At 66.8% G+C, this 11548-nt stretch carries 18 protein-coding genes; 12 read left to right on the top strand and 6 right to left on the bottom strand.

Annotated features, from left to right (window positions below; all coding sequences use genetic code 11):
- Positions 1-6 precede the first annotated feature (6 nt).
- The 6 genes from J0I99_RS07350 to J0I99_RS07325 all read left to right on the top strand — a co-directional run bounded on the left by J0I99_RS07350 (position 7) and on the right by J0I99_RS07325 (position 2684).
- On the top strand, positions 7-885 hold the full coding sequence (locus tag J0I99_RS07350) for a transglutaminase family protein (RefSeq protein ID WP_291391804.1): 879 nt from the start codon (positions 7-9) through the stop codon (positions 883-885).
- A 119-nt stretch (positions 886-1004) separates the two neighbouring features.
- Positions 1005-1172, top strand: coding sequence for a hypothetical protein (locus J0I99_RS07345; RefSeq protein WP_291391805.1), 168 nt, complete (start codon positions 1005-1007; stop codon positions 1170-1172).
- 11 nt (positions 1173-1183) lie between these two features.
- Positions 1184-1342 (top strand): DUF3309 family protein, encoded by a 159-nt coding sequence (locus J0I99_RS07340; protein ID WP_082434138.1) that lies wholly within the window; start codon positions 1184-1186, stop codon positions 1340-1342.
- A 174-nt stretch (positions 1343-1516) separates the two neighbouring features.
- Positions 1517-1897 (top strand): hypothetical protein, encoded by a 381-nt coding sequence (locus J0I99_RS07335; protein ID WP_291396899.1) that lies wholly within the window; start codon positions 1517-1519, stop codon positions 1895-1897.
- Positions 1898-1900: 3 nt separating this feature from the next.
- A complete protein-coding gene (locus tag J0I99_RS07330; protein ID WP_291396897.1) occupies positions 1901-2356 on the top strand; it encodes a hypothetical protein in 456 nt (151 codons plus the stop codon).
- A 94-nt stretch (positions 2357-2450) separates the two neighbouring features.
- Entirely contained in the window at positions 2451-2684 is a 234-nt protein-coding gene (locus J0I99_RS07325) for a hypothetical protein (protein WP_291396895.1), read from the top strand.
- A 57-nt stretch (positions 2685-2741) separates the two neighbouring features.
- On the opposite strand, the gene J0I99_RS07320 is transcribed toward J0I99_RS07325, so the two are convergent.
- The 3 genes from J0I99_RS07320 to J0I99_RS07310 all read right to left on the bottom strand — a co-directional run bounded on the left by J0I99_RS07320 (position 2742) and on the right by J0I99_RS07310 (position 5943).
- Entirely contained in the window at positions 2742-3683 is a 942-nt protein-coding gene (locus tag J0I99_RS07320; protein ID WP_291396893.1) for a diacylglycerol kinase family protein, read from the bottom strand.
- A 24-nt stretch (positions 3684-3707) separates the two neighbouring features.
- Positions 3708-5114 carry a CHASE3 domain-containing protein gene (locus tag J0I99_RS07315; RefSeq protein WP_291396891.1) on the bottom strand — a complete coding sequence of 469 codons (1407 nt, stop codon included), beginning with the start codon at positions 5112-5114 and terminating at the stop codon, positions 3708-3710.
- Positions 5115-5196: 82 nt separating this feature from the next.
- Positions 5197-5943, bottom strand: coding sequence for a Crp/Fnr family transcriptional regulator (locus J0I99_RS07310; RefSeq protein ID WP_291396890.1), 747 nt, complete (start codon positions 5941-5943; stop codon positions 5197-5199).
- Between the two features lie 161 nt (positions 5944-6104).
- On the opposite strand from J0I99_RS07310, the gene J0I99_RS07305 reads away from it, so the two are divergent.
- A complete protein-coding gene (locus tag J0I99_RS07305; protein ID WP_291396889.1) occupies positions 6105-6473 on the top strand; it encodes a hypothetical protein in 369 nt (122 codons plus the stop codon).
- On the opposite strand, the gene J0I99_RS07300 is transcribed toward J0I99_RS07305, so the two are convergent.
- Together J0I99_RS07300 and J0I99_RS07295 are read right to left on the bottom strand one after the other, a co-directional pair.
- Complete coding sequence (locus tag J0I99_RS07300; RefSeq protein WP_291389489.1) at positions 6464-7018, bottom strand: RNA polymerase sigma factor; 555 nt, start codon at positions 7016-7018, stop codon at positions 6464-6466. The two genes, J0I99_RS07305 and J0I99_RS07300, sit on opposite strands and share 10 nt — an antisense overlap.
- A gap of 4 nt (positions 7019-7022) precedes the next feature.
- Entirely contained in the window at positions 7023-7208 is a 186-nt protein-coding gene (locus J0I99_RS07295) for a NepR family anti-sigma factor (protein ID WP_291389488.1), read from the bottom strand.
- A gap of 175 nt (positions 7209-7383) precedes the next feature.
- Here J0I99_RS07295 and J0I99_RS07290 point away from each other — a divergent pair, with 175 nt between their 5' ends.
- Both J0I99_RS07290 and J0I99_RS07285 read left to right on the top strand, forming a co-directional pair.
- On the top strand, positions 7384-8178 hold the full coding sequence (locus J0I99_RS07290; protein ID WP_291396888.1) for a response regulator: 795 nt from the start codon (positions 7384-7386) through the stop codon (positions 8176-8178).
- A 111-nt stretch (positions 8179-8289) separates the two neighbouring features.
- Positions 8290-8457, top strand: coding sequence for a DUF1328 domain-containing protein (locus J0I99_RS07285; protein ID WP_291393480.1), 168 nt, complete (start codon positions 8290-8292; stop codon positions 8455-8457).
- Positions 8458-8611: 154 nt separating this feature from the next.
- Here J0I99_RS07285 and J0I99_RS07280 read toward each other — a convergent pair whose 3' ends face one another.
- The gene (locus tag J0I99_RS07280) at positions 8612-8812 is read right to left on the bottom strand and encodes a CsbD family protein (RefSeq protein ID WP_291393478.1); all 201 of its coding nucleotides are present in this window, start codon (positions 8810-8812) and stop codon (positions 8612-8614) included.
- A gap of 134 nt (positions 8813-8946) precedes the next feature.
- Between J0I99_RS07280 and J0I99_RS07275 the strand changes: the two genes are divergently transcribed.
- From J0I99_RS07275 to J0I99_RS07265, 3 genes are all read left to right on the top strand, one after another.
- Positions 8947-9729 carry an amino acid ABC transporter ATP-binding protein gene (locus J0I99_RS07275; RefSeq protein WP_291396886.1) on the top strand — a complete coding sequence of 261 codons (783 nt, stop codon included), beginning with the start codon at positions 8947-8949 and terminating at the stop codon, positions 9727-9729.
- Between the two features lie 2 nt (positions 9730-9731).
- Positions 9732-10649: a 50S ribosomal protein L3 N(5)-glutamine methyltransferase gene (gene prmB, locus J0I99_RS07270; RefSeq protein ID WP_291393475.1), complete on the top strand. Its 918-nt coding sequence runs from the start codon at positions 9732-9734 to the stop codon at positions 10647-10649.
- 123 nt (positions 10650-10772) lie between these two features.
- Positions 10773-11534, top strand: coding sequence for a transporter substrate-binding domain-containing protein (locus J0I99_RS07265; protein WP_291393473.1), 762 nt, complete (start codon positions 10773-10775; stop codon positions 11532-11534).
- Positions 11535-11548 lie beyond the last annotated feature (14 nt).

Here is an 11548-nt window from a genome sequence, read left to right as displayed (position 1 = left end):
CGAGCCGTGCTCTACGACGTCCGGCTCGAACTGCACTACGACTACGACGCCGCGGTACATGGCGACCGGCACCTGGTGCGGGTCAGTCCGATCTCGATTCCGCAGGTGCAGCGCGTCATCGCCGCATCGCTCTCGTTCGAGCCGCGCCCCGAGCAGGAGACGAGCTTCACCGACTTCTTCGGCAACCTCGTCACCACCATCGCCTATTCCGGCTATCACGATCATCTCGACGTCAGGCTCTCCGCCCGCGTGCAGGTCGAGGATCCGCCCAGTCCTGCGGACCTGTCGCCGACGCTGACCGGGCTGCGGGAAGAACTGAGCAGGCTGTGGTCGGTGGCCGCCAGTTCGCCGCAGCATTTCCTTGCCGCCTCGCCGCGCGTGCCGCTCGATCCGGCGATTGCCGCCTATGCCCGTGACTCGGTGGCAAGCTCGCCCTCCGTGCAGGCGGCGGCGCTCGATCTCTGCCTGCGCATCCACCGCGAGTTCCGCTACGATCGCGAGGCGACGAAGGTCGATACCGGCCCCTCAGAGGCCTTCGCCCTGAAGCGCGGGGTATGCCAGGACTTCGCCCATGTCATGATCGCCGGCCTGCGCGGCGTCGGCATCCCTGCCGGCTACGTCTCGGGCTTCCTGCGCACCATCCCGCCCAAGGGCAAGCCGCGCCTCGAGGGGGCCGACGCCATGCATGCCTGGGTGCGCGTCTGGTGCGGCCAGCACGCCGGCTGGATCGAGTTCGACCCCACCAACGCCATGCTCGCCGGGCCCGACCACATCACCATCGGCCACGGCCGCGACTACTCCGACATCTCGCCCATCGTGGGTGTGCTGCGCACCAGCGGCGAGCATTCCGCCAAGCAGTCGGTCGACGTCGTGCGCGTCGAATAAGGCGAAACACTTCAGCGCTCTGGAACCAAGTGTGGCAGCCGCCGTTGTGCTGGCCAGACGCGCCTGCGGCGTGTCCGACCGGTCCCCCGGGGCCAGAACCACACGACGGGAACTTGGCGATGAGCACCATCGAGATCGCAAATCTTGAACACGCAAGCCGTGCGGCCCTTGCCTGGGTACCGGAGGGTTATGACGGACGGACCCACTACGGCGCGGTGATAGCGGCGATGAGTGCGGCCGTCGGCATCCTCGCGGTCGCCGCTACGCTCCTGCTCGCCATCCTGTAGGAGCACGTACCATGACATTGAGCACGATCATCATCATCCTGCTGATCCTGCTGCTGATCGGCGCCATACCGGCCTGGCCCTACTCCCGCTCCTGGGGAGCCTATCCCTCCGGTATTCTTGGCGTCGTGCTCGTCATCGTCATCATCCTCGTGTTGATGCGCGTATTCTGACGAGCCCAAGCGAGCCGAGGTCGCCCCCTTTCGGTTCGCCTGGCACCCCGGCTCGCGCCCGAGCCGGGGTGCACTCATTTGATCTGCCGCAAAAATGCGGGCCGCGCCGGGGCCAGACTGGAACCGCCGCCCCCGCAGAGCGTTAAGCCGCAAGCTTATGCAAGGAGTACACAGATGGCTGCGACGACCGACATGGCTCCCAACCGATCCGCTACCCCGACGCGACGCGCTGCCAACGGCGCGCGCCGCAGCACCGCCCGCGCACCGCAACGGGACGACGACCTGTCGGCGCAGGTCCAGCAATTGCAGGCCGATCTCAAGGCGATCGCCAGCACGCTGACCGGGCTCGCCGAGGACAAGGTGAACGAGGCCCAGAGCGTCGCCAAGCGCGAGGCCCGCCATCTCGCCAAGGTCGGCCAGCAGGCCGTCGGCGATGCGCAGGACGAGTTCGGCCAGCTCGAAAAGCAGATCAAGGACACCATTCGCGAGAAGCCGCTGACCGCCGTGGCCGGCGCCATCGCACTCGGGTTCCTGCTGGCGGTGATCTCGAGGTAATCCATGCACCTGCTCGCCCTGGCTGCGTCGGTCCTCGGCATCGAGGTCGACGAACTGCTCGAGCACATCAAGCGCAACGCCATAGCCTGGTCGGCCATGGCGTTCTTCGCGTTGATCGGCATCGCCTTCCTGCTCGTCGCCCTGCACGCCTGGTTCGCCTTGCTGTGGGGGCCGATCATCGCGCCGCTGGCGATTGCCGCCGGCGCCATCGTCATCGCGATCGTCATCTGGGCCGCCATTGCGATCGCGGACGGGATCGCCCGCCGCCGGGCGACGGAACGCCGGAACGCGGCGGAAAAGACGGCGCTGGTCACCACCGCGGCGCTGACCGCCCTGCCCCTGCTGCTCCGATCCGACCTCATGAGGAAGATCGGCATCCCCGTCGGCGGCGCCTTGGCGGCCGCCTACCTGCTGGCCAAGCCGACCGGCCAGCGCAGCGACGAGGCCGATGCGGAATGATGTGAGGGAACCGGCCGTCCGGGCCGGCGTTACCCACCGCACCGCACCACCTGGCGCGGCATGCCAAGGACCCAAGCACGCAGGAGTGCGAGCCATGACCCACATCAAGCGCAAGATCGTGACCATCCTGACCGACGAGCACATCCCGGAAGGCGAGAAGATCACCATGCTGCGCCAGCTGGAAGCCGACTCCCTGTCCAAGGAGCGCAGCGCCACCGAGGGCATGACCCCGGTCGATGGCGACGACGGCGAAGACCTCAAGACCATCGAGAACGCCCTGCGCCGGCTCGGCCAGCAGCCGGTCGAGGCAGGGGCGGCGAGCCTCTAGTCAGCGCACATCGCAGCATCGAGTCCCGCCCCGGCCCTCCCCCGCGGCGGGACTTTGTTATGCCAGCTCGGTCGCCGGGTTGGCCGATGACGCAGGCGCGGCGGCAGCGGGCAGGATCACCTTGAGGCCGCCGGCATGGATCCGCAGCTCGACGTGGCGGTCGAGCGGTACCAGTTCGCCGTCGATCACGGCTTTCGCCGAAGCCTTGCGGTGCGGAAAGCTGAGGGCCACCTGCTCGACCTCCTTCTCGGAAACCAGCGGATGCGCCTTCCACCGGCCGAAGGCCAGCGCGACGGCGAGGCGCGCCAGTTCGTGTGCCGGCATCGGTGCGACGACGTAGACGCCGAGCACGCCGCGGTCCACGACTTCGGCGTAGGGCACGTGCCCCTCGTCCAGCAGGTTGTTCGAGACGGCAAGCGCCGTTGCCTTGCGCCGCTCCGTCCCGCTCCGCGTCGTGATCTCCGCCGTGAACACCAGCGGCCGGGACAGCGCAGGCGCGACCGCCCAGAGGCTGGCCAGCATCTTGCCCCAGCGCCCGGCATAGGCGAGGCCATTGCGGATGCTCACGAGGCGTGAATGCATGCCGACCGAGAACTGGTGCACGAACGGGCGCCCGTTGGCCGTGGCGATGTCGACGGTGCCGACCTGCCCCTGCGCGAGGGCCGCGACCGCCGCATCGAGCTGCAGCGGCACCCCGAGCGAGCGGGCGAACAGGTTCATGGTCCCCGCCGGCAGCACCGCCAGCGCCATCCGGTGCGAAAAGCAGATGCCGGCAGCGGCCGAGATCGTGCCGTCCCCGCCGCCCGCCAGCAGCGCATCGGACGACGGGTCGCTCGCCGCCCGCTCGAGCTCTGCTGCGAGGTCCGCACCCGCGACGACGCGGCACTCGAGCGAGTTGCCGTGCTCGGCGAACACCCGCTCGGCGCTGGTGGCGAAGGCGGCCATGTCCATGGTGCGGAAGGTGCCGCCGTCCTTGTTCAGCACGCCGATGAAATGCATGCCCGCCCCCCGATGGCCTGCCCGCTACGACCCATTGCGCACCTCGAGTTTCGGCAGTTCCACGGTGACCGAGGTCCCGCCGCCCGGACGCGGCGCGTAGCGCGGCTCGGCGCCGCCGAACTGGTTGGCCACCTGCCGGACGATCAGCGCGCCCAGTCCCGAACGGCCGTTGCCGGTCTCCTGCATGCCCTGGCCGTCATCCTCCACCGCCAGCGTGACCACACCGTTCGCGCCCCTGCCGAAACGCACCCAGATGGTGCCCTTGCCGTCGGCGCCGAACGCGTGCTTGCAGGCATTGGTGGCCAGTTCGCTGACCACGATGCCGATCGTGGTCGCATCCCGCGCCGGGATGGTCAGCGGCTCGAAGTCGCGCACGAAGCTGACGCTCGAGCCGGGCGGGACGCCCTGCGCCAGGTCCTCGGTCACGTCATCGAGAAACTCGGCGGCGTTGGTGGTCTCGAGGTCCGCGCCCAGCCGCAGGCGGCGATGGCCGGAGGCAATGGCCTGGACGCGGGCCTGGGCCGCCTCGAGCGCGTTGCGTACCTCGTCGGAACTGGAGCGCGCCAGTTGCAGGCCGAGCAGGGAGGACACCGTCGCCAGCGAATTGCCGATACGGTGATTGGTGTCCTGCAGCAGCGCCTCGACCCGCTCGCGCTCGCGCTCCGAGCGGGCGCGCGCCTCCTCCACTTCGGCAGTGCGCGCCCGCACCCGCGCCTCGAGCTCCTCGTTCTGGGTGCGCAGCGCCGACTGCTGCTCGGCCAGCGCGTCGACCCGGCGCTGCGAGCGCGAGAGCAGCGCATAGGCGAGCGCGGCCGCCGCGATAAGCGCCGCAAGCGTCGTCGCCACCAGCGACTGGCGGTAGATCGCCACCGCGGCGTTTCGCTCGACCAGGCGATCGTCCTCTTCCGCGATCAGGGCGCGCAGATGGGTACGTATGCGGTCCATGAGTTCGCGACCGGCATCCGACCGCAGCAGCGCCAGCGCCTCGGGAACCTGGCCCGCGCTCATCAGCTCGATGGTATGGGCCATCTCGGCGCGCTTGGCCTCGATATCGGGGGCGATCGCCGCCAGCCGCTCGGCCTGGGTCGGGCTGTCCCTGAGCAGGACGCTCAACTGATCGTAGGTTCCGCTCATGTTGGCGACGGCAGCGTTGTAGGGCGTGAGATAGGCCTCGTCGCGCGTCAGCAGGTAGCCGCGCTGGCCGGTCTCGGCATCGACGATGGCCAGCATGAGTTCGCGCGCCTGGCGGCGGATCTCGTAGGTATTGGCGATATCGGCAAGCTGGCTGTCCACGGTGCGAACGAGGAAGAGCGAGGCCACCACGGCCAGCAGCATCAACCCCAGCGAGACCAGGATCGCGAGCCGCCGCACGCCGACGCGGCGGCGATGTGGCAGGCCGAGGCTCATCGTCCGGCTGTCAACATGGCTCATCCAGGCACCGCCCTTGCCCGTTCATCGTCACGATCGGTTCGATACCTGCGTGTGTAGTGAGCATGGATGGCGACAGTGCGGCTCAGATCAGTGGCCGCCGGTTTTCCCCCAGGCCGTCCCACCCGGCGATTTCGGCAAGCCCGGCCGGATCGAGCACTTCGCAGGACCGTCCCTGCCAGCGGATAAGCTGGCGCGCCGCCAGTTTCCGGAGCGTCTTGTTGGTGTGAACGATCGACAGGCCCAGCGTATCGGCGACGTGCTGCTGGGTGATCGGAATGACCGGCTTCCTGGTCATGCCCGCCTTTTCGGCCCGCTGGTACAGGAAGGCGATGAGATAGGCCGCCCGTTCCATGGCGTTGCGGCGCCCGAGGCTGAGCAGGTTCTCGTCCAGCATGCGTTCCTCGCGCGACGCCATCCAGGTCACGTCGAATGCCAGTGACGGGTAACCCTCGAACAGGGTCGCGAGGCTGTCGCGCTGGAACACGCAAAGCACCACCGGCGAGAGCGACTCCACCGAATGCTCCATCTCGCCGATGATCGAGCCCTGCAGGCCCACGAGATCGCCGGGGAGCAGGAAATTCAGGATCTGGCGCCGCCCGTCCTCCAGCGTCTTATAGCGGAACGCCCAGCCCGACAGCAGGGTGAACAGCTGCGCACTGTGCGTTCCCTCGGCCAGGATCATCGAGCCGGCGTCCGCCACCAGTTCGCCGCGCTTGAAGGTGCTGACGAACTTCAGTTCCTCGGCCGTGAAATCCCGGAAATAGCGATTGGCGCGTAGCGGGCACGCCTCGCATGGGACGCGGCGCACCGCGGTGGTCACGGGGATCATGCGGGCGCCCTCCATTGGCCCTCCAGCGAGACGCAGGCACGACGGGAATACAACAGTGGTGTCATCGCGAAGCGAACAGAAAGGGTGTCATTGTTAAATGACCGCACTCCGCCCGCCATCGAGTATGGCGCCCCATTTTCGAGCGTCGCGAAGGTTACCATATGCGGGGTCGCACCGTACTTGTCGTTGAGCAGGAATACCTCATCGCCACCGATATCGAGTATTCCCTGCTTGCCGAAGGCGCGGCAAGGGTCGTCATCGCGGCCAATGTCGAAGAGGCGGCGCAACCGATACTCGACCAGATCGACCTGGCGGTGATCGAGGCCCGGCTCGGCGACCCCGGGGTGGTGGCCTTTGTCGCGCAGCTGCGCGAGCAAGGCGTCGGCGTGGTGGTGACGTCAGCCGACCGGCAGATACAGTCGCTGTTCACGGGCACTGTCCCCCTGGAGAAGCCCTTTGTCGCCTCCGCACTCGTGGCGGCATGCGAGGCGGCGCTCAACGAGGCGCGCCGCCCGCTGGATCAGGTGTAACGCGGAGTCGTCGTTACCTGCGCCGAGACCGAGTCCGGCCCGTAGTCGGACTCGCCCGCCACCTGCAGGATCTCCTGCAGCTTGGTGCGCGCCCGGCTGACGCGGCTCTTCATCGTCCCGACGGCGCATTTGCAGATGTCGGCAGCTTCCTCGTAGGAAAAGCCCGATGCACCGATCAGGATGATCGCCTCGCGCTGGTCGTCGGGCAGCTTGTCGAGCGCCGCCCTGAAGTCTGCGAGGTCCATCAGCCCGTATTGCGAGGGATGCACCGACAGCCGTTCGGTGAATGCACCGTCGCTGTCCTGCACCTCGCGGCCCCGCTTGCGCATCTGGCTGTAGAACTCGTTGCGCAGGATGGTGAACAGCCAGGCCTTCATGTTGGTGCCCATCTCGAAGCTGTCCTGTTTCGCCCAGGCCTTCATGACGGTGTCCTGAACCAGGTCGTCGGCCTTGTCATGGCGCCCCGACAGCGAAACCGCAAAGGCGCGCAGGCTCGGGAGAGTGGACAGCAGCTCACGCTTGAAGCTCGGCTTCTCGGCGTCCATTGCGTCACTCGCTCTTTTCGGTTTTGGCCTGCTTTTCAACGGCATCGAGCTGCTCGAGCAGGTCGATCAGCCGCGTCGGAATCTCTTCCTGCTGCACGGCGCCGTAGAGAGCTCGCAGCTTGTTGCCGATGTCGGAGTTCGGGCCGAGCCCGTCGTCGCGCCGCCGCCGCAGCATACCCAATTCGTTCATTGTCGCTTTGTCTCGCATAAACCCTTTGCCCCGCAGCAGGATTTGACCCCAACGTCCCGCCGTGGCTCTAAATGCCCCTGGCGCACAAAAGTTCCCGATTGGGTGGAACCGATTTTTGGGATGCTCCGTTATGGGGCATGGTAAGCTCAAAAAGCGTCATGGGAGTAGTTCCTGAATGTCCCTTTCCACGCGGATTGCCCCGCACCTGCCCTACCTGCGTCGCTTCTCGCGGGCCGTCACCGGATCGCAGACATCCGGCGATGCGTATGTCGCCGCCACGCTCGAGGCGCTGATCGCCGACCTGTCGATCTTCCCGGAAGCCTCGAACGATCGCATTTCGCTCTACAAGCTGTACTCGCGGCTGTTCTCCACCTCCGCGGTTCGCGTGCCCGAACCGACGTCGACGTTCCCCTGGGAGGCGCGCGCCGCGGCCAACCTGGCCAACCTGGCACCCAAGCCACGCCAGGCGTTCCTGCTCGTTTCGGTTGAAGGATTCAGCCACGACGAAGCCGCCGAGGTGCTCGATGTCAGCCCCGGCGCGTTCGCCGAACTTCTCGCCGAAGCCTCGACCGAGATTTCCAAGCAGGTCGCGACCGATATCCTCATCATCGAGGACGAGCCGCTCATCGCCATGGACATCGAGCAGATGGTCGAGGGCCTGGGCCACCGCGTCGTCGGCATCGCCCGGACGCACAAGGAGGCGGTGGCGCTCTACCACAAGACGCAGCCGCGCATGATCCTCGCCGACATCCAGCTCGCGGACGGTTCGTCCGGGATAGATGCCGTCAACGACATCCTGCACACCCACCCCATCCCGGTGATCTTCATCACCGCCTTTCCCGAGCGCCTGCTGACCGGCGAGCGGCCGGAGCCGACCTTCCTCGTCACCAAGCCGTTCAACCCCGACATGGTGCGGGCGCTGATCAGCCAGGCGCTGTTCTTCGACGAAGGCTCCCGCGCCGCCGCTTGATCGGACGATTTTTCAAAGGGTCAGGCGGCGCCTGGCCCTTCGTTTTTTGGGAACTCCGCAACAGGACCGGGCGTTTAGAAGGCATCGAAGCGTCCAACGGAGAATAACAAAATGCTTCAATACGCCCTGATCTTCCTCGTTGTTGCGATCATTGCCGGCGTGCTCGGCTTCGGCGGCATTGCCGGCGCCGCCTCCGGCATCGCGCAGGTCCTGTTCTTCCTGTTCCTGGCCTTCCTGGTCATCTCGCTGATCATCGGCCTGTTCAAGCGCGCCTCCTAGCGCCAGCCCCAGGACGCTCGGGCCGTCCCTGCCGGGTCCGCGGTTCCGAGATGGCAACGGCCTCATCCAGTCGGGTGGGGCCGTTTGCTCGCGCGCCGCGCGCGCAAAGAAAAGCCCCGCCGAAACGGGGCTTTCCGAGTTGACAGCACCTGGGTCAGTGCAGGCGGCCGAACCAATCGTCGACCTCGCGCTCGGCGTCTTGCTGCGCCTTGCCGTAGCGTTCCTGGATCTTGCCAGCGAGCTGCTTGCGATTGCCCTTGATGACGTCAAGGTCACTGTCGGTGAGCTTGCCCCACTGGGTCTGCACCTTGCCTTTGAACTGCTCCCAGTTGCCTTCCATCTGGTTCCAATTCATCGCAACTCTCCTTTCTCGGTTGGTCTCGAAAGGAGCCGCCGATCTGGTGGGCTCCAGGGGACGAACGCATGGCCGGAAGGAGAGGTTCCGCAATTTGCTTGCCAGAACACCCCGCTTTTGGCTTTGGTGCGCCGATGAACGCCATCGCCGCCAAACCCGTGGTCGAGATCATCGGCCTGCACAAATCCTACGGTCCCCTGGAAGTCCTGAAGGGCATCGACCTGGTCGCCCACGAGGGCGACGTCGTTGCCCTGATCGGCTCGTCGGGATCGGGAAAATCGACCCTGCTGCGCTGTATCAACATGCTGGAGGTGCCCGAGAGCGGCATCGTCAAGGTGGCGGGTGAAGAGATCGAGCTGACCGGCGAACCGCCGCATCGCCGCCCCGCCAGCGAGCAGCAGATCCGTCGCATCCGCTCCGAGCTCGGCATGGTGTTCCAGTCGTTCAACCTGTGGAGCCACATGACGGTGATCGACAACGTCATGGAGGCGCCGCTGTACGTGCAGAAGCGGGCCAAGGCCGAGGTCCACGAGGAAGCGCTCGAGATGCTGGCCAAGGTCGGCATCCGCGACAAGGCCGAGAGCTATCCCAGCCAACTCTCGGGCGGCCAGCAGCAGCGCGCCGCCATCGCTCGGGCGCTGTGCGTCAACCCCAAGGTCATGCTGTTCGACGAACCCACCTCGGCGCTCGACCCCGAACTCGAGGTCGAAGTGCTGCGCGTCATCAAGCTCCTCGCCGACGAGGGCCGCACCATGGTGCTGGTGACGCACGACATGCAGTTCGCCAAGACCATCGCCACCAAGGTGATCTTCCTGCATCAGGGCAGGATCGAGGAGGAAGGCACCGTCGCCGAGGTGTTCGGCAATACCCGCTCGCCCCGCCTCAAGCAGTTCCTCAGCGCCGCCGGGCACGCCTGACCATGGCCCCCGCCGACGAACTGGTCTCGGTACGCGACCTGCTGCGCTATGCAGTGAGCCGCTTCAACAGCGCCGACCTCACCTATGGGCACGGCACCCACAGCGCCATCGACGAGGCGGCGTTCCTGATCCTCGAGGGGCTGCGCCTGCCGGTCGACGACATCAATCCCTGGCTCGATGCGCGCCTGACGCTCGCCGAGCGGGAGAAGCTCATCGGGCTGTTCGAGGCCCGGATAGAGACGCGCAAGCCGGCACCGTATCTCCTCGGCAAGGCCTATATCCAGGGCATCCCGTTCCGGGTCGACGAGCGCGTCATCATCCCGCGCTCGTTCATTGCCGAACTGCTGCTGGGCGGCGAACTGGGCCCGGCGGGGCTGGGCCTCATCCCGGATGCGGAGGCGATCGGCAGCGTGCTCGACCTGTGCACCGGGTCCGGTTGCCTCGCGATCATCGCCGCGATGTGCTTTCCGGAGGCTGCGGTCGATGCCATCGACCTCAGCCCCGAAGCGCTCGAGGTCGCCAGGCTGAACCTCGCCGACCACGGGCTCGCCGACCGCATCCGCCTGCTCCAGGGCAACCTGCTCGAACCGGCCGGCGGGCAGCGCTACGACCTGATCATCAGCAATCCGCCCTATGTCGCGGCCAGCGAGGTCGAGGCCTTTCCGCCCGAATATGCCAATGAGCCCCGCATGGCCCATGTCGGCGGCGCGGATGGCCTCGACCTGGTCCGGGAAATCCTCGCGACGGCCGGCCGGCACCTGACGCCGGGGGGCGGGCTGATCTGCGAGATCGGCACCGGCCAGGCCTTCCTCGAGGCGGAGTTCCCCGACCTGCCGTTCGTCTGGCTCGAGACCGCCGAGAGCGAGGGCGAGGTGTTCTGGCTGTCGGCAACCGACCTGCAACCATCCCGCCGCGATTGACCATTCGGTCAAAAAATAGCTAGCGTGGCGCCCAATGCTCCTTCAGGGGGGAGGAGCGACCGAAGGCCGGACGTGACGGCCTCGGATCAGTCTCGGCCCAGGGGCCGAAATAGGAGAGACCATATGCCCAAGTTCCTACTGGCGGCCGCAGCGCTCGCCCTGCTCGCATCGACGGCCGCCGCCGCGCCCGTCCGCCTTGCGACGGAAGGCGCCTATGCGCCCTACAACTTCATCGACGAAGCCTCGGGCAAGCCCGCCGGCTTCGAGATCGACCTCGGCAACGAGCTGTGCAAGCGCGCCGGCCTCGAGTGCACCTGGCAGACCAACGACTGGGATTCCATCATCCCCAACCTGGTCGCCGGCAACTACGATGCCATCATGGCCGGCATGTCGATCACCGACGAGCGCAAGCAGACGATCGATTTCACCCAGAACTACCTGCCGCCTGATCCGTCCTACTACATCGTCAGGAGCGGGACCGCGCTGGATTTCGCCGCGCTCAGCGGCAAGAACATCGGCGTCCAGGGCGGCACCATCCAGGCCGGCTACGTGCAGGAGACCTTCGGCGGCTCCAACACGGTCAAGTCCTACGGCACTGCCGACCAGGCCCTGGCCGACCTTAATGCCGGCAACCTCGACGTGATCCTCGCCGACGCCTCCTACGTCAATGATGTGGTGGCCGGCTCGGGTGGCGCGGTCGAAAAGACCGGCCCCGAGGTCAAGCTCGGCAACGGCATCGGCATTGGCCTGCGCAAGTCCGACGAGGAGCTGAAGCAGAAGCTGAACGCCACCATCGACGAGATGAAGAAGGACGGCTCGCTTGACGCGCTGATCATCAAGTGGTTCCCCGACAAGGCGCCCGGCCCGATCTTCGCCGGCGGCTGACCTCAACTTCTCCG

Origin of the sequence: Devosia sp. (assembly GCF_017307495.1) — a bacterium.
Taxonomy (GTDB): domain Bacteria; phylum Pseudomonadota; class Alphaproteobacteria; order Rhizobiales; family Devosiaceae; genus Devosia_A.
The sequence above is the reverse complement of the archived record's forward strand: the minus strand, read 5'-3'. Positions and strand labels throughout refer to the sequence as shown.